This is a genomic window from Streptococcus equinus (assembly GCF_900104225.1).
GTDB classification, from domain to species: Bacteria; Bacillota; Bacilli; order Lactobacillales; family Streptococcaceae; genus Streptococcus; species Streptococcus equinus_D.
Genome location: NZ_FNJK01000001.1, coordinates 367,716 through 392,555, shown reverse-complemented (window position 1 = coordinate 392,555; position 24,840 = coordinate 367,716). Strand labels below are relative to the sequence as shown.

21 protein-coding genes, 2 tRNA genes and 2 pseudogenes are annotated in these 24,840 nt (G+C 37.1%); 1 reads left to right on the top strand and 24 read right to left on the bottom strand.

Annotated elements, in window-relative coordinates; genetic code table 11:
* Nucleotides 1–10: 10 nt before the first annotated feature.
* The 19 genes from BLP98_RS01870 to BLP98_RS01780 all read right to left on the bottom strand — a co-directional run bounded on the left by BLP98_RS01870 (nucleotide 11) and on the right by BLP98_RS01780 (nucleotide 17,531).
* Nucleotides 11–859: a DegV family protein gene (locus BLP98_RS01870; RefSeq protein ID WP_074481638.1), complete on the bottom strand. Its 849-nt coding sequence runs from the start codon at nucleotides 857–859 to the stop codon at nucleotides 11–13.
* The gene (locus BLP98_RS01865; protein ID WP_074481637.1) at nucleotides 859–1,239 is read right to left on the bottom strand and encodes a DUF1149 family protein; all 381 of its coding nucleotides are present in this window, start codon (nucleotides 1,237–1,239) and stop codon (nucleotides 859–861) included. The genes BLP98_RS01870 and BLP98_RS01865 overlap by 1 nt, the downstream gene beginning before the upstream one ends.
* 118 nt (nucleotides 1,240–1,357) lie before the next feature.
* Nucleotides 1,358–2,017, bottom strand: a complete 660-nt coding sequence (locus BLP98_RS01860) for a glucosaminidase domain-containing protein (protein WP_074481636.1) — start codon at nucleotides 2,015–2,017, stop codon at nucleotides 1,358–1,360.
* Between the two features lie 111 nt (nucleotides 2,018–2,128).
* Nucleotides 2,129–3,889: a 1-deoxy-D-xylulose-5-phosphate synthase gene (locus tag BLP98_RS01855; protein ID WP_074481635.1), complete on the bottom strand. Its 1,761-nt coding sequence runs from the start codon at nucleotides 3,887–3,889 to the stop codon at nucleotides 2,129–2,131.
* A 53-nt stretch (nucleotides 3,890–3,942) separates the two neighbouring features.
* The gene (locus tag BLP98_RS01850) at nucleotides 3,943–4,413 is read right to left on the bottom strand and encodes a flavodoxin (protein WP_074481634.1); all 471 of its coding nucleotides are present in this window, start codon (nucleotides 4,411–4,413) and stop codon (nucleotides 3,943–3,945) included.
* 241 nt (nucleotides 4,414–4,654) lie between these two features.
* Nucleotides 4,655–6,511, bottom strand: a complete 1,857-nt coding sequence (locus BLP98_RS01845; RefSeq protein WP_074481633.1) for a bifunctional homocysteine S-methyltransferase/methylenetetrahydrofolate reductase — start codon at nucleotides 6,509–6,511, stop codon at nucleotides 4,655–4,657.
* 13 nt (nucleotides 6,512–6,524) lie between these two features.
* Entirely contained in the window at nucleotides 6,525–8,759 is a 2,235-nt protein-coding gene (gene metE / locus BLP98_RS01840; protein WP_074481632.1) for a 5-methyltetrahydropteroyltriglutamate--homocysteine S-methyltransferase, read from the bottom strand.
* A gap of 270 nt (nucleotides 8,760–9,029) precedes the next feature.
* Nucleotides 9,030–10,958 carry a PTS fructose transporter subunit IIABC gene (locus BLP98_RS01835; RefSeq protein ID WP_074481631.1) on the bottom strand — a complete coding sequence of 643 codons (1,929 nt, stop codon included), beginning with the start codon at nucleotides 10,956–10,958 and terminating at the stop codon, nucleotides 9,030–9,032.
* Nucleotides 10,955–11,866 carry a 1-phosphofructokinase gene (pfkB, locus tag BLP98_RS01830; protein WP_074481630.1) on the bottom strand — a complete coding sequence of 304 codons (912 nt, stop codon included), beginning with the start codon at nucleotides 11,864–11,866 and terminating at the stop codon, nucleotides 10,955–10,957. The genes BLP98_RS01835 and pfkB overlap by 4 nt, the downstream gene beginning before the upstream one ends.
* A complete protein-coding gene (locus BLP98_RS01825; RefSeq protein WP_327084533.1) occupies nucleotides 11,863–12,615 on the bottom strand; it encodes a DeoR/GlpR family DNA-binding transcription regulator in 753 nt (250 codons plus the stop codon). The genes pfkB and BLP98_RS01825 overlap by 4 nt, the downstream gene beginning before the upstream one ends.
* A 166-nt stretch (nucleotides 12,616–12,781) precedes the next feature.
* Nucleotides 12,782–13,783, bottom strand: coding sequence for an NAD(P)/FAD-dependent oxidoreductase (locus BLP98_RS01820; protein WP_074481628.1), 1,002 nt, complete (start codon nucleotides 13,781–13,783; stop codon nucleotides 12,782–12,784).
* Complete coding sequence (locus BLP98_RS01815; RefSeq protein WP_074481627.1) at nucleotides 13,784–14,296, bottom strand: GrpB family protein; 513 nt, start codon at nucleotides 14,294–14,296, stop codon at nucleotides 13,784–13,786.
* 60 nt (nucleotides 14,297–14,356) lie between these two features.
* Nucleotides 14,357–15,085 (bottom strand): tRNA (guanosine(37)-N1)-methyltransferase TrmD, encoded by a 729-nt coding sequence (trmD, locus tag BLP98_RS01810; protein ID WP_074481626.1) that lies wholly within the window; start codon nucleotides 15,083–15,085, stop codon nucleotides 14,357–14,359.
* Nucleotides 15,075–15,593, bottom strand: a complete 519-nt coding sequence (gene rimM, locus BLP98_RS01805) for a ribosome maturation factor RimM (RefSeq protein WP_074481625.1) — start codon at nucleotides 15,591–15,593, stop codon at nucleotides 15,075–15,077. The genes trmD and rimM overlap by 11 nt, the downstream gene beginning before the upstream one ends.
* An 85-nt stretch (nucleotides 15,594–15,678) precedes the next feature.
* Nucleotides 15,679–15,750 (bottom strand) — tRNA-Glu (locus BLP98_RS01800).
* Nucleotides 15,751–15,775: 25 nt separating this feature from the next.
* Nucleotides 15,776–15,847 (bottom strand) — tRNA-Gln (locus BLP98_RS01795).
* A 259-nt stretch (nucleotides 15,848–16,106) separates the two neighbouring features.
* Nucleotides 16,107–16,355, bottom strand: a complete 249-nt coding sequence (locus BLP98_RS01790; protein ID WP_003065320.1) for a KH domain-containing protein — start codon at nucleotides 16,353–16,355, stop codon at nucleotides 16,107–16,109.
* Between the two features lie 17 nt (nucleotides 16,356–16,372).
* On the bottom strand, nucleotides 16,373–16,645 hold the full coding sequence (gene rpsP / locus BLP98_RS01785) for a 30S ribosomal protein S16 (RefSeq protein WP_074481624.1): 273 nt from the start codon (nucleotides 16,643–16,645) through the stop codon (nucleotides 16,373–16,375).
* Between the two features lie 136 nt (nucleotides 16,646–16,781).
* Nucleotides 16,782–17,531 carry a class I SAM-dependent methyltransferase gene (locus tag BLP98_RS01780; RefSeq protein WP_074481623.1) on the bottom strand — a complete coding sequence of 250 codons (750 nt, stop codon included), beginning with the start codon at nucleotides 17,529–17,531 and terminating at the stop codon, nucleotides 16,782–16,784.
* A 6-nt stretch (nucleotides 17,532–17,537) separates the two neighbouring features.
* Between BLP98_RS01780 and BLP98_RS09640 the strand changes: the two are divergent.
* Nucleotides 17,538–17,603, top strand: a pseudogene (locus BLP98_RS09640) (hypothetical protein); the annotation flags it as partial.
* Here BLP98_RS09640 and BLP98_RS01775 read toward each other — a convergent pair.
* The 5 genes and pseudogenes from BLP98_RS01775 to carB form a co-directional block, all read right to left on the bottom strand.
* A pseudogene (locus tag BLP98_RS01775) lies at nucleotides 17,601–18,140 on the bottom strand (VTT domain-containing protein); the annotation flags it as partial. The pseudogenes BLP98_RS09640 and BLP98_RS01775 overlap by 3 nt on opposite strands.
* Before the next feature lie 86 nt (nucleotides 18,141–18,226).
* A complete protein-coding gene (locus BLP98_RS01770; RefSeq protein ID WP_074481621.1) occupies nucleotides 18,227–19,456 on the bottom strand; it encodes an ABC transporter permease in 1,230 nt (409 codons plus the stop codon).
* A 12-nt stretch (nucleotides 19,457–19,468) separates the two neighbouring features.
* The gene (locus tag BLP98_RS01765; protein ID WP_074481620.1) at nucleotides 19,469–20,179 is read right to left on the bottom strand and encodes an ABC transporter ATP-binding protein; all 711 of its coding nucleotides are present in this window, start codon (nucleotides 20,177–20,179) and stop codon (nucleotides 19,469–19,471) included.
* Nucleotides 20,180–20,193: 14 nt separating this feature from the next.
* On the bottom strand, nucleotides 20,194–21,408 hold the full coding sequence (locus BLP98_RS01760) for an efflux RND transporter periplasmic adaptor subunit (RefSeq protein WP_074481619.1): 1,215 nt from the start codon (nucleotides 21,406–21,408) through the stop codon (nucleotides 20,194–20,196).
* A 207-nt stretch (nucleotides 21,409–21,615) separates the two neighbouring features.
* The gene (gene carB / locus BLP98_RS01755) at nucleotides 21,616–24,795 is read right to left on the bottom strand and encodes a carbamoyl-phosphate synthase large subunit (RefSeq protein WP_074481618.1); all 3,180 of its coding nucleotides are present in this window, start codon (nucleotides 24,793–24,795) and stop codon (nucleotides 21,616–21,618) included.
* Nucleotides 24,796–24,840 lie beyond the last annotated feature (45 nt).

The following is a 24,840-nucleotide window of genomic DNA, read 5'->3' as shown; positions in this document are numbered from 1 at the left end:
TCTCTAAGACTTAGACAATTGGTGTGAAACCAAATGCAACTGCGCCTTCCCCCAAATGAGTAGCAATTACGCCATCAAATGTTACAATTTCAAGATTCTTCGTTTGACCTCTTTCAGCCAAAGCTTGATAGAAGTGTTGTGCTTTTTCTTCAGCACGAGAGTGAATGATGAAGACTTCGTACTCCCCATCTTTTGTCACATCTGATAACACATCGACAAGACGTTTAATGGCTTTTTTCTCAGTTCGTACTTTTTCATAAACTTCAATAACACCTTGATCATTAAAGTAAAGAATTGGTTTAATGCTAAGCAAATTACCAATCAAAGCAGAACCGTTTGACAAACGACCACCCTTTACCAAGTGGTTCAAGTCATCCACCATGATAAAAGCACTTGTTCCATCAATTTGTTTTTGCAATTTAGCTAAAATCTCATCAAATGAAACACCATTTTCAGCCCAATTTAAGGTATTTTTTACCATGCTACCAAGTGGTGCTGACGTGATTTTACTATCTGGAAATGCAATCGTTAATTCAGGATAATCGTCAATCAAAAATTGGATATTCTGCCAAAATCCTGAGATGCCTGATGACAAGAACAATCCAACAACGTGAGTATAGCCTTCAGTTGAAAGTTTAGTCAAAATTTCATCTAATTTAGCTAGACTTGGTTGGCTTGTTTTAGGAAGGGTTGGTGACATAGCCATTTTTCTGTAAAAATCATCCAAGCTTAAATCCTTACCTTCAACGTAAGAAATCCCACCAATCATGATTGGGATATCTAAGACAAAAAGATTCTCTTTTGCCTTAAGGTCATCTGACAAAACTGCGGTTGTATCTGTTATAACTGCTAATTTCATTAATTTCTAAACTCCAATTTAACCCCTGGACGATCGAGGGCAATTTCGGTTACTTCGTATGTTAGGCGTTGCACGATATCCAATAACGGCGCTGCCAAATATTCAACTTCGTCCTTAGTGAATTCGCTAGGTTCATTAACAATACGATTTTGAATGTGAACCATTTGTGAGACAACTCCACTGATAACAAACTCTTGTTTCACTACAATAAATTGTAAAACAGAAACAATTGTTGTTTGGTTACTTTCTGTGTCTTTCTTCACTAATTGAAATGTGACTTCAAAATTAGTCTTCGGTGTACCATTTTCTTTTTCCCATTCGAGATTTCTTGCATCATAATGGTATTGGTTGACAAATTCTTTTTCACGTACTAATTCCATACTTATCTCCTCTTTGTATATCATTTCCCATTATAGCATATTTCAACACTATTTTGCACGCTTTTCTTTGAACTTTGAAATTCTTTTCACTAACTAAAAACCATACCAAAAACAGGGCTTACCAACTATCATAGATGGTCAAATCATATTCTGAAATAATCTGATTTAATTTATCACCATAAGACGTGTCTGTAGCATAGGTTCCTGTTAGTGCTGCGGTAGCTTCTTGATAAGAAGTCGTCTGTGATTTATGCACTCCTGCATACAAATCTTTTTGGAGAAATTGCGCATAATCTTGTAGTGACTCCTCTAAACTTCCATAAGACCGAAACTGCGCATCAATCGTATAAGCATTCCCACTACCATCATCTTCCCAAGTCTTCATAGTTACCGTTTGCCCATTATAATCACCTTTAATCCCAAAGAAATTATAATAAGGTGGCTGACTGAGTGCTGACTGACCACTATTTGATTCCAAAACAGCTTGAGCAATCATGACTGAAGCATAAAGATCATTTTGAGCAGCAATTTGACGAGCTGTTTCACCAATTGTTTGAATAAATGTTATAGTCGTCGTGTCTTGAGAGGATTGACTCGTATCTGTAGATGCTGCTTGTGCTCCTTCTTGTGAGTGATAGGCATAAAAAAGCAAGGTTGAACAAGCTAAAAACGCTAGAAAAGCCATGCCATACAAAACTGACTGTGGTAAATTTTTTCGACGCCTTTTTCTACTAACTTTTCTTCTTTTCTTCCTTTTTCTTATATTTGCCAAATACAATACAGTCCTTTCAAAAAGTCACCTCTCAGTATAACAAATTTTTGCTAAAAAAGAGACTTTAAGCCATTGAAGATAAAAAGAACCTGAGACAAATGCCTCAGGCTACAGTTATTAATCCAAAAGCTTAATAATAGTTTTGACAATATTGTCAACGGTAATGCCGTTTTCAGCTAAAAGTTCTTGGGATTTATAGCGGTCATGAAAGGCTTTTTCAACTCCATAATTTTGGACTTTAAGGCCAGTATCTCCAAGATAACTTGCAATCATTTGACCATAGCCGCCTTCAAGAACGCCATCTTCCAAAGTAACCACGACTTGGTGCTCAGCTTTCAAACTGTCAAGCAATTCTTCGTCCAATCCTGTGATAAATTTTGGATTAACAATTGTTGCTGTAATGCCATGTTTGGCAGCCAACTCTTTAGCTACTTCCTCTGCTAAAGCATAGAAATTACCAAGTCCAAAAATCGCAACTTTGTTACCATTTTGAGTCACTTGGTTTTTATTAAGAATTGAATAATCTGTTGTGTCCACAAGACCAGTTTCACGAAGTGGACCAACTGGGATGCGGATAGCTACCGGATGTTCATTTTGCTCAACAGCCCAATCAAGCATAGCTAAATGTTCTTCTTTGCTAGTTGGCGCAAGATAAACCACATTTGGAATATGGGCTAAAAATGGAATATCAAAGAAGCCAAGGTGACTTTCGTCATTCATGGCACTAACAGATGCCGAATAAACAAGAGTTGTCACCGGAAGATTGTTCAAAGCGATGTCATGTGACCACTGGTCATAAGTACGTTGCATAAATGGTGCTGCTACGTACCAGATTGGTTTTGCACCATTTTTAGCCAGTCCAGCTGCCATTGTTGCTGCTTCTTCCTCAGCAATTCCGACATCAACAAATTGTTTTCCAACTTGCTTTCGTTGGTCTTGATTCAACATAAACATTGGTGTTCCAGCATTGACAGCAATTACTGTTTGGTCATTTTTAATCTTATCCAAAACAAAATCAGTTGTGATGCTATTATACGTTTCAGAAGCATTTGAAGCTCGAAGATATTCTCCTGTTTCAGGATTGTATGGTCCACCCGCATGGAAAGCTTCACGATTTTCTTCCATGAATGACACACCATGACCTTTTTGTGTATGAATGTGTAGCAAAACAGGGTGATTAGTATCTTTAACCTCTTCAAATAAAGCAATTAATTGGTCGAGATCATTTCCCGCATCAAGATAATAGTAATCAAAACCAAGAGCTTTGAAAATATTATTATCAGCTTGACCCTTGCTTTCACGTAAATCACGAAGAGCTGTGTAAATACCACCAGTTGGGTTGATTGCGATTGATTGCTCATTATCATTAACAATGACAATGGTATTTGTCCCTTCTGTTGCGATTTGGTTTAACCCTTCGTATGCCATACCACCTGAAAGAGAACCATCGCCAATGACAGCCACAACATTGTAGACTTCATCTTTCAAATCACGCGCTTTAGCCACACCAGAAGCAAGTGACAATGACGTAGAAGTATGCCCGATAGTGAAAAGGTCGTGTTCACTTTCTTTAGGATTGGTGTACCCTGACACATCATCATAATGCGCTGGGTCAAGAAAAGCTTGCGCGCGACCAGTTAACATTTTATGAACATATGATTGGTGTGACACATCAAAAATAAATTTATCTACTGGTGAATTAAAAACATAGTGCATAGCAACTGTCATTTCAACCATACCAAAGTTTGGTCCATTGTGCCCACCATGTTGACTTGTTTTTTCAAGAAGCGCTTGTCGTGCTTCATCAACAACACGGTGCAAATCTTCACGTGATAATTGTTTTAAATCTTGCGGTGATGAAATTGTTTCAAGTACCATATATTCTCCTTTTTTATCCTATATAAGTTACTTGAAAAGAATAGCTTGTCAGCTTATTTAAGAGCATTGCCCTCAAGCCACTGATCAATTGATTGGCTATCAGACAAGATATCTCCTTCAATAAACAAATCATCTAACAAAGCATCCATCTCAGACTGAGATTGTTTGTAGCTAGTTCCATCAGATGTTCCAAAAACAGCGATTGTTTTATTGTTCAAATTTAATTTTTCAATAACAGTATACATGATTCTTGGCGGAATCCCCCACCAAACAGGATGACCAAAAATAATCCTATCATATTCAGAAACATCTGGGAGGCTTCCTGAATATTGGGGGCGACAAGATTTATCTTTTTGCTCATTATTAGCTCTAGAATTAGCACACATCCAATTCAAATCATCTAACTGATAGGGTTTCTCAGATTTGATTTGATATAAATCAGCACCTAATTTATGTGCCATTAATTGAGCGACTCGTTTTGTACATCCAGAAACCGAAAAATAAATGACAAGTGTTTTTAACATTACTAACTTTCTCACTAAATTATATTTTACAAATGAAACTATTTTACTATTTTTGTTTACTTTGTGTCAATATCTTGTCAAATAAGAAAGCATTTACTTTATGATATTTTTGAACATCCAGAAAAAATACAAAAATCCTTCTCAAGTATTCTTATCATACACCTTAGAGTAAACTCTAAGTCAAGCCAAAAAATGAAGATTTTAATCAAAAAAAGAGAGATAATCTTTATCTCTCTTTTTATTAAGATATTATTTGGTTTCTTTGTTCAACTTTTTGATGGATATAATCAATTAGTTCAACCGTTAAATCATAGCGCATAAATGGTGTAATGAGGTAAATTCCGTTAAAGAATTCTAAAGCGTGGTCAATTAATGCCTTACTCTCTTCTAAAGCTAATCGTTGGCATTTTTCCTTGTCATCTTTGACAGCTTCTAATTTGGCTAAGAAGTCATCTGATAATTGAATACCAGGAACTTCATTGTGAAGGAAAACGGCGTTATTGTAGCTAGTAATGGGCATAATCCCAACAAAAAATGGCGTTTCATAATCTCGTGTTAAATCCGCTAGATTTTCAATAATTTCACTGTTAAAAATAGGCTGTGTAATAAAACAATCGGCTCCAGCAGCAATCTTTCTCTCAATCAAACGACCGCAACGTGATAGATTTTTGACATTAGGATTGAAAGCCGCAGCTGCTGTAAACGTTGTTTCTTTTTTAATACTGGCACCACTGTAGCCTTTTCCTTTGTTGAGTTGCTTAATCAACTCTAATAGTTTAAAGCTAGTGGCATCGTATACGCTGGTTGCTCCCGGAAAATCTCCTATCTTAGATGGGTCCCCTGTAATCGCTAATACCTGATGGAATCCCAACACATCCATCCCCAAAAGACGTGATTGAAGTCCAATCATATTATGATCACGACAAGATAAATGTAGCAAAAATGGCGTTGAAATCTCATCTTTTAAAAGCGAAGCAATGCTCACATTACAAATTCGAGTTTTTGCTAAAGAATTATCTGCCAAGGTAATCGCGGATATCCCCGCCTCATCTAATGCTTTTACCCCTTCAGTAAACTTTTTAATATCAAGCGTTTTTGGTGGGTCAAGCTCAGCTATAATGGTCACTTTTCTTTTAACTTTGTCAACGATTGTTTCTGACTGCTTAACTGCTTTAATCAGCTCTGCTTCTTCAACCATTGGCGTAACGAATTTTCGAGTAACTGGTTTTAAACCTTTAATAGCTCGTTTGACTGCTCTGATGTGGTCAGGAGTTGTTCCACAACAGCCGCCAATCAAACGTGCGCCTTCTGCAACAAGCAGCTCTGCGCTTTTTCCAAAATAATCTGCATTCTGGCTAAATCCATACTGCCCACTACCATTGTCATCAACGAAAGATAACAAACTAGCATTTGGATAAACAGCTAAATAAGATTGGGCAAAAAGAGGTACTTGTTTCAGAGATTGAATCATATGATATGGTCCCAAGTGACAATTCAATCCCACAACATCTGCCCCAAGCATGACAAGTTTACCAAAGATTTCGACCAAAGGACGACCATTTTCAGTAATTCCAGCTTCATGAAGAGAAATATTAGTAATAATCGGTAAATCCGTCAAAGGCCTAACTGCTTTTAAGACCTCGATAATTTCTTCTTCATCATAATAAGTTTCAAACAAAAGACCGTCAATTTCCTTAGTCTCAAGTAAATAACCAACTTGTTCCAGTGTTTCTTGAATAATTTCATCAAGTGTTAAATCACACTGTTTGAGACCCCTAAGTGCCCCAACAGTTCCTAAAACGAAAGTATCCTCACCAGCTGCTTGCCTTGCAATCCTAACACCGGCTTGATTGATTTCCTTAACCTTATCATCAAAGCCATAACCACTCAAGCGGTGTCGTTTAGCTGCATAGGTATTTGTCTGAATGACATCAGCACCAGCGTCAATATAAGCTTTATGAATCGCTAATACTTTTTCTGGATGTGTCAAATTATAAGCTTCGTAACAATTATCAAGACCATTAGCATAAAGAAGAGTTCCCATAGCACCGTCAGCGACTAAAATATCTGTTTTTAAACGTTCTAATAATCGTGACATAGCTTAACCTTCCTTATTTTCCGTATTTTGCTCGAACTTCCTTAGTTGCTTCAACTAATACTTTAAGTGAGGCAATTGTTTCTGGTTCGCGACGTGTTTTAAGACCACAGTCAGGGTTTACCCAGAATTGTTCTAATGACAATTGACGAAGTGGACGTTCAATATTTGCAATCACTTCTTCTTTTGTTGGTACACGTGGTGAATGAATATCGTAAACACCAAGACCAATACCAAGTGGGTAGACAGCTGTTTCAAATGATTCAATCACATCACCATGACTACGGCTTGTTTCGATTGAAATAACATCAGCGTCCAAAGCGCGAATAGAGTCAATGATTTCATTGAACTTAGAGTAGCACATATGCGTATGAATTTGTGTGTCATCTTTTACAGATGATGTCGCAATGCGGAAAGCATGAACCGCATCATCAAGATATGCTTTTTGCTTAGCTTTACGAAGCGGTAATCCTTCACGAAGAGCAGCTTCATCCACTTGAATAATGGCAATTCCAGCATCTTCAAGCAATTTGATTTCATCTTTGATAGCTAGTCCAATTTGATTGAAAAGATCTGCGCGTGAAATATCAGAACGTTCAAATGACCAGTTAGTAATTGTAATTGGTCCTGTTAGCATTCCTTTAACCGGACGGTCTGTTAGGCTTTGAGCATAAACCACTTCTTTCACTGACAATGGTTGAATGTGTTTAACATCACCGTAAATAATTGGTGGTTTAACTGCACGTGATCCGTATGATTGAACCCAGCCAAGTTTGGTTGTGGTAAATCCAGCTAATTTTTGACCAAAGAACTCAACCATATCCACACGTTCAAATTCACCGTGTACCAAAACATCGATATCTAAGTCTTCTTGAATCTTAATCCAACGTGCGATTTCCGATTTGATAAATTCTTCATATTCTGCATCTGAGATGTCACCACGTTTCCAAGCCAAACGAGTGCGACGAATTTCTGGTGATTGAGGGAATGATCCAATCGTTGTTGTTGGAAGAGTTGGCAAACCAAGTTTTTCTTGTTGGACTTTGCGACGAATCTTATAGTCAACGCGTTCTGTTGGTACGTTGTCCAAACTTTCAAGCGTAACATTACGGAAGTCTGCTGCTTGCAAGGCATCAAAATCAGCCACATGCTGTTTATAAGCTTCAGTTTCTTGACCATCTAGGTATTGGCTCAAAAGTTCAAGTTCTTGTAGTTTTTCATCAGCAAATGCAAGACCATTTTTCAAAACTGGATCAAGATCAGTTTCATTTTTAGTTGTGACTGGCACATGAAGTAGTGAACAAGATGGTTGGATCACAAGATTACCAACTTTTTCTTGGATTTTTTTAAGCAAGGCAGATGTTTTTACAAAATCAGTTGCCCAAATATTACGTCCATCAACAACCCCTGCAAATACTTCTTTTCCTTCAAAATATCCTGCTTCAATAGCTTCAAGGTTTTCTTCAAGACCATGAACAAAATCAAGACCAAAGGCAGCGACAGGAAGTTCTGACAAGTCTTTAGCATCAATCAAAGCTTCAAAATATGTTTGGAAAATGATTTTAGCTTGAGGAACTTCTTTGGCAAAATAAGCATAAACATATTTAGCAGCTTCAAGAAGATCCGCACCTTCATCAGTGACAAAGATTGGTTCATCGACCTGGATGTATGTAGCGCCTGCTTCTACCAACTCTGTGAAAACTTGTTTGTAAAGTGGCAAAAGTTTTTTAACTGCTGATGTAAAATCAGAAACCTCAGCTGACACTGCTACATAAGTGATTGGTCCTGTGATGACTGGTTTTGCTTTATCACCAACTACTTCTTTTGCTTCAAGATACAAGTCAAGCAAACGTGTATTTGTCAAATGTGGTTTAACCTTTGTCCATTCTGGCACAATGTAGTGATAGTTTGTGTTAAACCATTTTTTCATTGATGATGCAACATTTTCTTTATTCCCACGCGCAATAGCAAAAAATAAATCAAGATTGATATCTTCTTTAGCAAAACGATTCGGAATAACGCCAAATTGAACTGACAAATCCAAAATATGATCGTAAAGAGAAAAATCACCAACAGGGATTAAATCAAGACCTGCATCAGCTTGTTTTTTCAAGAATGACAAGCGCAATTCTTTGGCTTGTGCTTGAAGCTCGTCTTGTGAAATATTGCCAGCCCAATATGATTCAATCAATTTTTTCCACTCACGATTTTCACCTAAACGCGGATATCCCAAATTCGAAACCTTAACCATAGTTACCTCCTATAACCGTATTAGTTAAAAACTATACAATTCAAAAATTTTATAGTTAAGATTTTAACCGATAAACCCTTATTTTTCAATGGTTCTAGCCATTCTATCTTTTTATGTTTTGCTATAGTTTTTAACTATGCACTTAGAGTTTGTTATAGTTTTTAACTATAACAAAAGCATTAAAAAACTCAAAAAAGGATTCCCGAAGAAACCCTTTTTATGGTTATTAGATTAATAATTTTTGTATGAGTTGTATTGTAATGACTTTAATTATTTAGCTTTTTTAAGGGCTCCAAAGAGAAGACCAGCAACGATTGCACCAATGATAACAAAGACAAGGTAAAGAATTGGAGCGCTTGTCAAAGCAATAACAAAGATACCACCGTGTGGAGCCATCAATTTAATACCAAATGCTCCAACAAGACCACCAGCTACAGCTGAACCAACCATAAAGCTTGGAATAGCACGTGCAGGATCCGCTGCACCAAATGGGATAGCACCTTCAGTAATGAATGAAAGACCCATGATAATATTTGTCAAACCTGAGTTACGTTCTTCTTCAGTAAATTTATTTTTGAAAAGAAGAGTTGCAACAAATACTGCAAGTGGTGGAACCATACCACCAGCCATAACTGATGCCATAGCAACTGAACCACCTGTTGCTACTGACGCAGCAAGTGTACCTGTACCAAAGACATAAGCAGCTTTGTTAAATGGTCCACCCATATCGATAGCCATCATACCGCCAAGAATAGCTCCTAGAAGAACTGCTGAAGCACCTTGAAGACTTCCAAGGAAGTTATTCAAACCAGTGTTAATTGCAGCCATTGGAATATTGACGAACAACATGACAAAACCAGTCAAGAATACACCAAGTAATGGGTAAAGCAAGATTGATTTAATCCCTTCAAGTGAACGTGGTAAACCAGAGCAAGCTTTTTTAACAAGGTTAACCAACCAACCAGCAAGGAAACCACCTACAAGAGCACCAAGGAAACCTGAAGGTGTTCCTTCTAGGTTACCCCAAGCAAATCCTCCTGAAGCAATAGCACCAGCTACGAAACCAGCTACAAGACCTGGTTTTTCAGCAATTGAGTAAGCAATGTAACCAGCCAAGATTGGAAGCATGAAGCCAAAGGCAGCATTACCAATTGTTTTGAAGTAAGCAGCTGCTTGGTGATATGTACCCAAGTTAGAAAGTTGATCTTTTGGCACACCCAAAATGTTATCAATCAAGAAAGCAAGAGCAATCATGATACCGCCACCGATAACGAATGGCAACATTTGAGAAACACCACTCATCAAGTGTTTATAGAAAGCAGCACCAAGGCTAAGTTTTTCACCTGATTCTTTTGATTCAACCGCTGATTCTGCAGAAGCTTTGTAAGTTTCTGCTTTACCATCAAGGATGATGTTAATCAATTCTTCAGTTTTCTTGATACCGTCAGCAACTGGACGAGACACCAATGGTTTACCATCAAAGCGAGCCATCTCTACTGCTTTATCTGCAGCTACAATAACACCTTTGGCACGTGCAATTTCGTCTGCTGTCAATCGGTTACCAACACCAGATGCACCATTTGTTTCAACACGAACAGTGACACCCATTTCATCACCTTGTTTGATAAGAGCTTCTTCTGCCATGTAAGTGTGAGCAATACCAGTTGTACATGCTGTCACAGCAACAATAAGCGGTTTGTCATCAGAAACAGGAGCTGCTTTTGCGACTTCTTGAGCTTTATTATCTTCTTCAGCTGCGTTGAAAGTTGCAATGACTTCATCAGCTGTAGTCACTTGACGCAATTTATTAGCAAAACCATCTTTCAGAAGGTATTTTGACAATTCAGCAAGGGCAGCCAAGTGAGTATCATTTGCTCCGTCTGGTGCTGCAATCATGAAGAATAGGTAAGTTGGTTGACCATCCAAGGCTTCATAATCAACACCCGCAGCAGATTTTGCAAACAAGACTGTTGCTTCCTTTACAGCTGCATTTTTGCTGTGAGGCATGGCAATACCATCACCTAAACCAGTTGATGTTTGAGCTTCACGATTCATGATACCTTGTTTGAATGTATCAAAGTCAGTTACAACTCCATGTTCAACAAGGCTTGTGATCATTTCATCGATAGCAGCTTCTTTTGAAGTTGCTTTCAAATCAAGAATCATGACTTCTTTTCTAAGCAAGTCTTGAATTTTCATAGTTTTTCTACCTCTACTTTTTGATATGTTTCTTTAATGAATTCAGCTGTTGCTAAATCATCTGAGAATGTAGTTGCTGTTCCACATGCGACACCCCATTTAAGAGCTTCGATTGGATCACCAGATTTAACGTATTCACCAGTAAATCCAGCTACCATTGAGTCTCCAGCACCTACAGAATTTTTAACAGTACCTTTGATAGGTTTTGCAAAGTATGCTGCTTCTGGTGTAACTAGCAAAGCACCATCACCAGCCATTGAAATAATAACGTTTTTAGCACCTTTAGCAAGAATTTCACGAGCATATTTTTCAATATCTTCAAGGCCCTTCAATTCTACACCAAAGATATCTGCCAATTCGTGATTATTTGGTTTAACCAAAAGCGGTTGATAGTTCAATGAATCCAAAAGTGTTTGACCTTCAAAATCACAAACTACTTCTGCACCAGCTTTTTTAGCAATTGGAATCAATGTGTTGTAAACTTGGTTACCAAGGCTACTTGGAGCTGAACCTGCAAAAACAACAGTATCATCACTTGAAAGACCAGCAAGAATTGCTTTTAATTCTTCAAGTTTTTCATCTGAAATTTTTGGACCAGCACCATTGATTTCTGTTTCTTCACCAGCTTTGATTTTAACATTGATACGTGTATCTTCAGAAACTTGAACAAAGTTTGTTTTGATACCTTCTGCAGTCAAGCCATCTTCAACAAAACGTCCAGTAAATCCACCGATAAATCCAGTTGCCGTATTATCAACATCCAAACGTTGCAAGATACGACTAACATTGATACCTTTACCACCAGCGAATTTGTCATCGCTAGTCATGCGGTTAACGCTACCAAGTTCTAAATGATCCAAACGTACGATAAAATCGATTGATGGATTCAGCGTTACTGTGTAAATCATACTTCAATTACCCTCGTATTTTCTTTTATTTTTTTCATCAGTGCTCCGCTAGATTGATTGGTAATAATGGTAACATTCTCAATCTTATCGACCTTGGCAAAGGATACCCGACCGATTTTTGATGAATCTGTAACGATGTATGACTTTCTAGCATTTTCAATCACAGTTTTCTTGATAACAGCTTCCTCCATATCTGGTGTCGTTAAAAATTCCTCATCGATACCGTTGATACCTAAAAAAGCCTTATCAAAGTTCAACTGCTTAATTTGCTCATAAGCCACAGCTCCAATGCTGGCATCTGTTGATTTTTTTACATGACCACCAATAATAATGGTCTGAATGTTTTTATCAACCAACTTAGCCGCATGGTGAATCGAGTTGGTTACAACAGTTAAATTGTCTTGGTTCAAATAGCCTAACAACAATTCATTGGTTGTCCCTGCATCTACAAAAATAACATCATCATTTGAAATCAAGGATGCTGCTTTTCTAGCAACCAGCATTTTTTCTTGAATGTTTTTGATAGATTTTTGTTGATTGGTAAATTCCTCTTGGAGAGAGTGAGGAAGTTCTGCTCCACCATGTACTCGATGAAGTTTACGCTCACTTTCAAGTTCATCTAAATCCCTGCGAACAGTGGATTCAGAGGTATCTAAGAGGCTCACTAAATCATCTAGTCGAACAAACTTATCATGAGAAAGTTTTTCCATGATTAACTGTTTTCGTTTAGATTTTAGAATCCTCGCCACCTCCTTTTGAAATCGTTTACAGATAGAATTATACTATAATCCCAGTCAATGTCAAGCACTTTCTCTCAAATTCTATCATTTTTCGATTAGAGCGTCAATTTTCTGAAAGTATTCTTGATAGTTACAGAAAAAGCCCTGCAAGAAAATTTCTTACAGAGCTTTTTTCTTATTCATTAATTAATGATGTTGAGTGAACCACACGATTATCACGATCTGGGAAGATATAGTTAATAGCTTGATTGATGGCAGTTGGTGCTTCACCAAAACCAGTTGCAATCAAATCAACTTTACCTTCATAATCAGCTGCATCACCAATAGCATAGACACCTGCTTGACTTGTTTCAAACAATGGTGAAACTGAAATGCTTGAACGTTTGTAATCGACGTTCCAGTTTTTAAGATTTTTATTTGATGTTGAGAAACCAAAGCTAACAATCAAAGCATCTAGTGGCAATTCAATGGTTTCATCAGATTTCACTTTTTGAACAGTCAGACTCTTAACAAATTGTCCATCACCAGAAAGTTCAAGTGGCACATAAGGTGTTAAAATGTTAACATTTGACTCTTTCAAAACTTCAACACTGTGTTCATGAGCACGGAAAGCATCGCGACGGTGGACAATTGTAACACTTTTAGCCAAACCATCTAGATGGTTTGCCCAGTCAACAGCAGAATCACCACCACCACAGATAACCACATCTTTACCTGCAAATTGATCTAGTTTGTGAACATTGTAGAAAAGGTTATTATCAGCGTATGCTTCTTCCCCTTCCAAACCAAGCGTACGAGGAGCAAAAGCCCCGTTACCACACGCAATCACAATTGCACGTGAAAAATGTTGTCCTTTCGTTGTTTCAATAGTAAAGATATCGCCATCTTTTTCAAAAGTTTTCACTTCTTCTTTAAGGCAAATAGCCGTACTATCTTTAAAACGATCTAATTGTTTGATTAGATTTTCCGTCAAATCAGCTGCTGTAATTCCAGGGAAACCAGCAACGTCATAAATCATTTTTTCTGGATAAAGAACCGCAGGTTGGCCGCCAAGTTCAGATAAACTTTCAATGATTTTCACTGAAACTCCACGTAAACCAGCATAAAAAGCTGCAAATAAACCAACAGGTCCACCACCAATGATGGTAATATCATAGATTTCACGATTTTCTGACATTTATTTTTCCAACTCCTTGTATATTTCTTCAATAATTGATGATTTATAGGCAATGTAGCTGTCAATATCTTTAGGAAATAGCTTTGCTGCTTTTTCTTTAACGTTACCATAAGCCAAAACAGCTTCAGGATGACTTCGCAAATAATCACGAAAAGCCAGATGATGCTTTAACTCAGGTGAATCTTCCGGACAAACATAGAGATGATGAACTTGAAGATGCTCTTTACCTGAATAAGCAAAAGCTTCCCTGCCTTCAATCCCTAGATTTCCTTCATGAATGTAGCCAATCGCTGCTAAAGCCTTGATAACCTCAGATAAATCCGTATCACAAGCAATCACCAAGTCAATATCAATAATTGGCTTAGCAGAAAGTCCTGGAACCGAGGTGCTACCTACGTGTTCTATTCTAAGAATTAAATTTCCAAGAGCTTCTTGCAACTCTTTTGCAATCTTCTCAAAATCATCTTTCCAACTCTCTTGATAGGAAAGAACAAGAACTTCCTTCGTTCGCATAAAACCTCCATAAAAATAAAGAGACATACAGCCTGCATGTCCTCTATTATATCACATATTCTATTCTTTCGCGTCTTTCTCTTTGAGAATCTTACAGAAAATAGCCTCTTCCTCTTTAGTGAAAGCATAATTTTCTAGCAAATCTGGTCGACGTTCCAAAGTCTTACGAAGACTTTGTTCAATACGCCATTTGCGAATATTTTCATGGTGGCCACTCATCAAGACATCTGGAACTTTCATTCCACGGAAATCATAAGGGCGTGTGTATTGAGGAAATTCTAGTAAACCTGATGAGAAAGAATCATCTTGGTGACTCGCTTCTTTTCCAAGAACATTGGGAATCAAGCGAACTGTCGCATCGACAATTGTCATCGCTGCTAGTTCTCCACCTGTCAAGACAAAATCACCTAATGAAATTTCATCAGTTACCAAAGTTTTGATACGTTCATCATAACCTTCATAATGCCCACAGATAAAAATCAACTCTTCTTCTTGCGCTAATTCTTCAGCATAGCTTTGATCAAAAGTACGACCCGCTGGATCTAACAGAATAACACGAGGTTTTTTAGCATCGATTTTATCAATTGTATCAAAAATTGGCTGAGCACGAAGCAACATTCCTTGCCCACCACCATAAGGTTCATCATCAACATGACGAGCTTTTTCAGCATTATCACGGAAATTATGATAATTAATGTCAAGTAAACCCTTTTCTTTAGCTTTACCGACAATCGAATATTCTAGCGGTGCAAACATTTCTGGAAAGAGGGTTAAGATATCAATCTTCATCGTCTAGTCCTTCCAACACATCTACATCAATACGGTGACCAGCAACGTCAACATTTAAAACAACTGGTGGAATGTATGGCAATAGCAAGTCGCGTTTACCTTTACGTTTAACCACCCATACGTCATTGGCACCAGGTTGCAAAATTTCTTTTACTTGTCCGATTAAAACATCATTTTCATAGACATCAAGTCCAATAATTTCATGATAATAAAACTCACCATCTTCGAGATCTGACAAGTTTTCCTCAGCAACTTTCAAGGTACAGCCTTTATATTTTTCAATATCATTAATATGATACATGCCTTTAAACTTGATAATATCGAAATTCTTTTGTTTACGATGGCTAGCAATTTCAACATCAAGCAAAAGACGGTCTTTATCATCAAAAACAGATAATTTTGAACCTTTTTTAAAACGTTCTTCAGTAAAATCAGTCACTGACAATACTCGCATTTCCCCTTGAAGGCCTTGAGTATTAACAATCTTTCCAACATTATAGTAATTCATTTTAACTCCACATAACTTAATCTCTATCATTTTACCACAAAAATGGTAAAGAAAAAACCAGCTGCCACTCTGCAACTGGTCAAGATAGTCCGTACGGGATTCGAACCCGTGTTACCGCCGTGAAAAGGCGGTGTCTTAACCCCTTGACCAACGGACCATATTAACAAAACCTTTGAGGTTTACTGGGGTAGCTGGATTCGAACCAACGCATGAGGGAGTCAAAGTCCCTTGCCTTACCGCTTGGCTATACCCCATAAACAACATAGACTATTCTATCGCAATTTCAACTGCTTGTCAAGAACTTTTTAAAACTTTTTTTTAATCTTTTTGAAGCTCTAATAGTCATTTGCTGAAGTCAAAGATCTTTTAAACATCTCCTAAATCAGCACAAGAAATATTCTATCATAAACACCATGGTTTGAAAACCCCTTTTCCGATTTTTTTCAAAAAAATTTTCAATTTGGCAAAAACTAAATTTTTTTATTGAAAATAAGAAAAAAGAGCAGCTAGTTGCTACTCCTCTCCTTTTTCGTCAATAACGAGTCTTACTTTTTTACCTTGCGTTGGTACCGAATAGACAATCGATCTTATCGCTGTAATGGTACGACCTTTTTTACCGATAACACGACCGATGTCCTGTGCATCCAAATCAAGATGATATTCTAAAAACTCAGGTGTATCTTCAATTTTAATGGTAAGATTATCTGGTTGTGAAATCAAAGGTTTCACAATAGCGATAATAAGATTTTCAATGGTATCCATAGGCTTAGTCTACTCTATTATTTTGAGAATTTTGAATCGTGGAATTTTTTCATAACGCCTTCACGTGAAAGGATGTTACGAACTGTATCTGAAGGTTGTGCACCTTTTGACAACCAGTCAAGAACACGATCTTCTTTCAATGTTACTTGGTTTTCTTCGATAAGTGGGTTGTAAGTACCAACTGTTTCGATGAAACGACCATCACGTGGAGCACGTGAATCAGCTACGTTGATACGGTAGAAAGGTTTTTTCTTAGAACCCATACGAGTTAAACGGATTTTTACTGCCATTAGTATAAAGTCTCTTTTCTATATTTTTTGTTTAGGTTAATAGCTCTGCTACTAACTCACTTAATTTATTATATCATAAAAAGATAAGGTGTCAAGAAAAAAACTTGACACCTTTTAAAATTTTTTCAAATGCTATTTAAATCTCAATTACACCATAATGGAACTTCTGATTCGGTCGTACAAATTGCTTAAAGCCATATTTTTCAAAGACATCATCTCTAAAGTGTGCTTTAATGATAATCTTCTTTCTAGCCACACGCTTAGCTTCTTTCAAAAATTCTTCTGAAAAAGCCTTGTTATTAGCATACTGACGTAAGCCGTCTAAATTTTTTGATTCTGTGATTCTTTCCGAAAACATCGGGTCACAATAAACCACATCAAAAGAATCATTCGGTAGTTCCTTTAAGTATGCCAGATTCTCAGCGCAAACAGTTTTGATAGAGCGCATAACTTTATTCAAAGTATCAGAGCCAGATTGATAACTTTTTAAGCCTTCTGAAACAATAAAATGAATCATTAGATTACTCTCAACTGCTGTTACATCGTGACCAGCGTATGCCATAACAATACTATCACTAGCTAAGCCCATTGTAGTATCAAGAATTCGCAAAGGCTCTTTTCCCAACAAATCACTTAAAGCATCATGTGAACTCTTGATACGTAACATTGCTGTATCTGGATGAAATACAAGCTCACTGCCATCTTGGTTAACCAAGCAAAGCTTTGTTTCATAAACCAGAAGCACTCCTTCTCTTCCCTTTAAAAGTTTTGTTACAGATTGTTTTTGTCGCTTAATGACAGGTAAAGAAAGCTTTTCACCAATAGCTTGGGCTTTTTTTAACAAGTCATCATTTTCTCTTAAACTCGTTGTAATTGCAATTGTCATACTTATATTATAGCAAAATCACAAGAAACTTCGGATAAAACGACCACCATATATCCAGAAGTAGCTAAAAGCAACAATCGAAATCGGTTTACAAATCAAAATAATATAAAGAAATCGTTTAAAAGACATTTTCGATAAACCAGTAATCATAACCAGAATATCAGCTGGCGAGATTGGTGAGGCCATATTTAGTGCAAAAATTGTTTCATACGTTGACGACGCCAATCTCTGTTCATATTTTGAATAAGTATCTTCATCAATAAAGAGCATGATGAATGGTTTTCCGTAGCGACGTGTTAATAAGAATAGAATAATACTCCCAATGACTATTCCAACATAATTTAAAATGAATCCTAAAATGGGACCAAATGCCATGAACCCTACAACAGTGGTCACTCCCCCAGGAATAATCGGAATAACAACTTGAATAATTTGTAGAAGAAGAAAAGCGAAACTTCCAATAATTAAATGACCTTTTAGAGCTCTTGTCAGAGCGTCCGGATCATTTAAAATATCCAAATTTTTAAACAGATAGACTAGAAATAGAACCGTTAAAACAATTGAAAAAATTCCTAAAAATTTAATCAGTTTTTTTAAAGTACCATACATCGTATCACCCTTTATTGTTATTTGTCACTTTAAGTCCATTATACAAGTGTCACTCCCATTAAACAAGAATTCTTATAACTTTCTCACTACTCATAACGAAGCGCTTCAATTGGATCCAATTTACTTGCTTTATTAGCTGGTAAAAGACCAAAGGCAATACCAATCAAGGCTGAGAAAATCAAACTTCCTAAAGCGATATTTAATGAAATTGATGGTTTCATGTTTGGAATGCTGCTACCCAATAATCCTGTTAAACCTACTGCCAGAGCAAGCCCAATCAAACCACCCAAAATCGTTAGAACCATTGATTCAATCAAGAATTGTGTCAAAATCTTTTGACGTGTTGCACCTAGAGCTTTTCGTAAACCAATTTCCCGTGTGCGCTCTGTAACAGATACCAACATAATATTCATCACACCAATACCACCAACTAGAAGTGAAATACCAGCAATGGCTCCAATAACTGTTGTCATCATGCTATAGGCAGATTTGATTTGAGAAACAATTTTTGACATGTCATAGATTGTAAAGCGGCCAGTTCTCACAGCTGATAAACGCGTCATCATGCGAGCAGCCTCTTTCCCAACTTTTGTTGATGTTTTTACATCGTTAACGTGAACAAACGCAGACTGTACTTCATCTACATTGAATTCAGCAGCCAATTGAGTATTAGTCATGACAGCATTACCACCAGATTGCATGCCATACTGTTCAGAACCAGAATTTGGATCTTTATAAACTCCAACTACTAAATACGTTTTTGAACCAATGGAAACATGTTGATTTAGAGCATTTTCATTGCTACCAAATAATTTAACAGCAAGTTTTGTATCTAGCATGACAATTCGTGAAAAACTTGAATAGTCATTGGTTTCAAAACTTCGTCCAGCAAGAACTTTGTATTTTTTAACACTGAAGTAAGTTCTATTAACCCCTGTTATATTAACATTTTTTGACTTTTTCTGATTTCCTTCAACTGTTGAAGTGGTTGAATTTGTTAAATAGTAATTATTGACCCCAGGAAGTTCACTTTTGATTTTTTGAAGCCATTCTTCCTTAATTGCAGGGCCTTTATCAGCCGTTGTTGGGTCTTCATCATCAAAAATATCAACATCATCAGATTTCTTAGTTGTATAGTAAATTTGAACATCTTTACTATCTGATGCAAACATATTAGTGATTTGATTTGTCATTCCTTGACCTAAAGCCATAATAACGACAACTGACGCCACACCAATAATAATTCCTAATGTCGTCAAGAAAGAACGCATTTTGTGCCCCATGATTGATCCAAGGGCGAATTTCCAGTTTTCCATCATATTCCTCCCTTAGTCAATTCTGACACTTTCTGTTGTATCACGTGTAATTTCACCATCACGAATGACAATTTTTCGTGTCGCAAAATCAGCAATTTCTGGTTCGTGAGTAACCATAACGATTGTCTTTCCTTCACGATTAAGTTCAGTCAATAACTGCATGATTTGAACACTTGTTTTTGTGTCAAGGGCACCGGTTGGTTCATCCGCAAGAATAATAGACGGATCATTCACCAAAGCACGCGCTATTGCAACACGCTGTTTTTGTCCACCTGATAGCTCTGATGGCAAGTGCTTCATTCGTTCACTTAACTCAACTTTTTCTAAGAATTGCTTTGCTAATTGACGACGTTTTGAGGAGCTTACTCCGGCATAAACTAGAGGAAGTTCAACATTTTGCAAAGCTGTCATTTTTGAAAGGAGGAAAAATTGTTGGAAAACAAAGCCGATTTCTTCATTTCTGACTTTAGCTAATTCTTTTTCTTTTAAGTCTTCGACTTGTGTTCCATTTAAACTATAATCGCCCGAAGTTGGTCTATCAAGCAGGCCAATGATATTCATAAGAGTTGATTTACCTGAACCAGAAGGTCCCATAATTGCTACGAATTCTCCCTCATAAACAGTTAAATCAATTCCCTTTAAAATGTTCAATTCCTGATCACCATTACGGTAGGATTTTATAATATTATTTAATTGGATTAATGGTCTTTTTTCATCTCTCACTACTCACTCACCTCTTAATCTTTTTTTGCAGCGGCATCATCAGTAGTTACGTTATCTAACTTTTCACCATCCTTCAATGTTTTGGCAGGATTTGAAATAACAGTTTGTCCGACTTCCAACCCACTCAAAATTTCTTGTTGCGAAGCATCAGCATTACCAACAGCTACTTCAACTTTGCTAACTTTCTTAGATTTCTTGTCGAAAGTCCAGACAAATTTCTTATCACCTTCCGAAACAACTGCGTTGACTGGAACTAATTTATTTTTATTTTCATTAACAACTTCCACAGAAACCGTAAATCCTTGCTGTAGATTTGAAGTGTCCCCTGTCAAATCAATCTTGTAATCATAAGAAGCGGCGTTATTTGATGAGCTACTTGAATCAGATGCAGCGGCATCAGCTGTTTGATTTGGATAGTTTGAAATGTATGAAATCGTACCAGTCCATTCTTTATCAGGATAAACTTTTGATTTAATTTTGACGTTTTGACCAGTTTTAATATTTGCCAAGTCATATTCTGTCAAAGTTCCTTTGATTTGAAGTTGACCTTCTGTAGCAACGTGAACAAGTGTTTGACTATTTTTAGATGATGGATCAATATCGTTGTTAACTTCAACAACAGTACCAGAAACATCACTTGTAATAATCGTTTCATTTAATGCTTGTTGTGCCTTATTAACTTCCCCTTGAGCATCAGCGTAAGAATCATTCAAATCTTGTAGCTGTTGGTTATAACTAGCATTTTGCTCTGGACTTGGTTGCGTCGTAACAGTTTTTTCTTCCCCAGTTTCTTCATCAGTAGTTGTTGAGGTAGCTGGCAAATTACCATATTTCTTCAGATAATCAATTTGACGGCCAACCTTATTAAGATTACGAACAGCTGAGTCATATGCTGTTTGAGCAGTTGTTGTATCGTATTGTACTAACTGCTGACCAGCTGTAATTTGATCACCTACAGCAACTGTTGGTTTTGCTGAACTCCCCTTACTGCTATCAAAGTATACATACTGTTCTTGAAGTGCTGTTACTTTTCCTGTCAACAAAGTAGATGATGAAATAGTACCTTCTGTTACATTAACCGCATCATAAGATACATCAGCTTTTGAAGCAGATGATTTTGAATTTTGTAATAGCATTAATCCACCACCAGCAATAACAAAAAACGCAGCAGCAGCGCCAATCATAATCTTAGTCTTTTTTGACATGCTTGATTTACTTCTTCTAGACATAATTATCCTCATTTTCTTTTTGTATAGTTGTATCACTCAGATAGAACAATTATACATTTTTGATTTTTTACTGTCAAGAACAAACCTAAGTTTATCTTTATCACCCATTATAGAAGTTTTTTCAGGTTTTAACCTTACAAGTTTGTAAGCAAAAAAATCCTGAGACAGAAATGCCTCAGAACTTTTGTTGTATATTAAGACTTAAACTTAAATGGCTTGTGTTGTAAAGCCTCGACTTTCAAGTACACGAATCATCGCATCAACAGTATCAAGCGCCGTAAAGAGTGGAACTCCATGTTCAATAGCTGAGCTACGAATAATCGCTCCATCTTCATCAAGTGTACGTTTTGTACCGACAGTATTGACAATAGCTTGGACTTTACCTGTACGAACAAGTGCTGGGATATCATTATCGTCGTCATCTCCAAGTTTGTCAACAATAGTTGAATCCAAACCGTGTTTTGCAAAGTACGCTGCTGTACCATGTGTCGCAAAAATGCTGTAGCCAATATTTGCAAAACGTTTGGCTAAACCAAGTGCTTCTTCTTTAGTATCATCAGAAACCGTAAAGACAACATTACCAAATGAAGGCAAGTGGAAGTATGAAGCTTCGAATGCTTTGTAAAGAGCCTTTTCTAGCGTCAAATCAGATCCCATAACTTCACCGGTTGATTTCATTTCAGGCCCAAGTAGGCTATCAACTTTAGCGAGTTTTGTGAATGAGAAGACTGGTGCTTTCACATGAACAGATTCAGTTTCTGGATATAGACCATCTTGATAACCAAGATCAGCAAGACTTTGTCCAAGAATCAATTTAGTTGCAACTTGTGCCATTGGAATGTTAGTTACTTTTGATAAGAATGGAACTGTACGACTAGCACGAGGGTTAACTTCGATAACATAAACTGTTTCATCTTTGATGACAAATTGAATGTTCATCATACCGTAGCAGTTCAAACCAATTGCCAAACGTTTTGTGTAATCCGCAATGGTTTCTTGAACTTTCTTAGAAAGTGTTTGTGGTGGGTAAACCGCCATTGAGTCACCTGAGTGAACACCAGCTCGTTCAATATGTTCCATGATACCTGGGATAAGCACATCCTTACCATCAGAAATGGCATCAACTTCACATTCACGACCTACAATATATGAGTCAACAAGAACAGGGTGATCAGGACTAGCTTTAACGGCTGTTCGCATGTAAGAACGAAGATCTTCTTCATTTTCAACGATTTCCATCGCACGTCCACCGAGTACGTATGAAGGACGAACAAGTACTGGAAAACCGATTTTACGAGCTGCTTCAACCGCTTCTTCTTCATTTGTTGCAGTTTGTCCTGGTGGTTGAGGAATATCCAATTCTTTCAAAGCTTGTTCAAAGAGGTCACGGTCTTCGGCGCGATCAAGATCAGCAACCTGTGTACCAAGAATTTTGACACCAGCTTTAGAAAGTGGCTCAGCCAAGTTAATAGCAGTTTGACCACCAAATTGAACGATAACACCTTTTGGTTGTTCAAGTTCAATAACATTCATTACATCTTCAAATGTAAGTGGTTCGAAGTAAAGTTTATCTGAAATTGAAAAGTCAGTTGAAACTGTTTCAGGATTTGAGTTCATGATAATAGCTTCATATCCTGCTGCTTGGATAGCTTTAACTGAGTGAACAGTTGCATAGTCAAATTCAACCCCTTGACCGATACGAATTGGGCCTGAACCAAGTACAATAATTGATTCTTTATCTGACTTGATTGATTCATTTTCCCATTCATATGTTGAATAGAAATATGGTGTAGCTGATTCAAATTCAGCCGCACAAGTATCAACCATTTTATAAACTGGAATAATTTTGTTTTCTGTACGAATAGCTCGCACTTCAGCAGCAGTCATGTTCCATAGTTCAGCAATCTTAAGGTCAGCAAAACCATTACGTTTAGCTTCTTTAAGAACTTCAACATCTCCAATATGACTTGCCAACTCTTGCTCAAGTTCAAAAATGTGAAGTAATTTATCAAGGAAGAAGAGATCAATTTTTGTCAATTTAGACAACTCTTCAATTGTATAACCGCGACGGATAGCTTCAGACAGGTAGAAAAGACGATCATCTTGAGCACGAACAATCTTGCTTACCAATTCATCATCTGAAACTTTGGCCAAATCTGGCATTTCATTGTGATGAACACCGATTTCAAGCGAGCGACATGCTTTTAAGAGTGATTCTTCAATGTTACGACCAATTGCCATAACTTCACCTGTCGCTTTCATTTGTGTTCCTAAACGACGTTCACCATTTTCAAATTTATCAAATGGAAAACGTGGAATTTTAGCAACCACATAGTCGAGAGCTGGTTCAAACATAGCATATGTTGTTCCAGTTACTGGGTTCACCATTTCATCAAGTGTCAAACCAACAGCAATTTTAGCTGCCAATTTAGCGATTGGATAACCTGTTGCTTTTGAGGCAAGAGCTGATGAACGTGATACACGTGGGTTAACTTCGATAACGTAGTATTTGAAACTATTTGGATCAAGTGCTAGCTGAACGTTACAACCACCTTCAATTTTAAGAGCACGAATGATACTTAGACTAGCATCACGCAACATTTGGTTTTCAATATCTGAAAGAGTTTGTGTTGGCGCAAAAACGATTGAGTCACCAGTGTGAATACCAACTGGGTCAAAGTTTTCCATGTTACAAACAACAAGTGCGTTATCTGCAGCATCACGCATCACTTCATATTCAATTTCTTTAAAACCAGCAATTGAACGTTCAATCAAACATTGTGTTACGGGTGATAATTTCAAACCATTTTCAGCGATTTCGCGAAGTTCTTCTTCATTATCACACATACCACCACCTGTACCTCCAAGAGTGAAGGCAGGACGAACGATAACTGGATAACCAATTGATTCTGCAAATGCAACAGCTTCATCAACAGTATTGACAATTTCAGATTCTGGAATTGGTTGATTGAGTTCTTCCATCAACTGTTTGAAGAGATCACGATCTTCTGCGCGGTCAATAGCTGATAATTTTGTTCCTAACAACTCAACACCGAGTTCATCTAGGATACCAGCTTTTGACAATTCCATTGCCATGTTAAGACCAGTTTGTCCTCCCAATGTTGGAAGAAGGGCATCTGGACGTTCTTTGCGAAGAATACGAGTAACAAACTCAGTTGTCAAAGGTTCAATGTAAACCTTATCTGCAATCTCTTTATCAGTCATGATTGTTGCAGGGTTTGAGTTAACAAGAACAACGCTATACCCTTCTTCTTTGAGGGCTAAACAAGCCTGTGTTCCGGCATAGTCAAATTCTGCTGCCTGACCGATAATAATCGGACCAGAACCAATCACCATAATTTTTTTAATATCTGTACGTTTTGGCATTATTTTCTCCTATTTGTCAACTCTCTGATTGACTTTAAATATGTT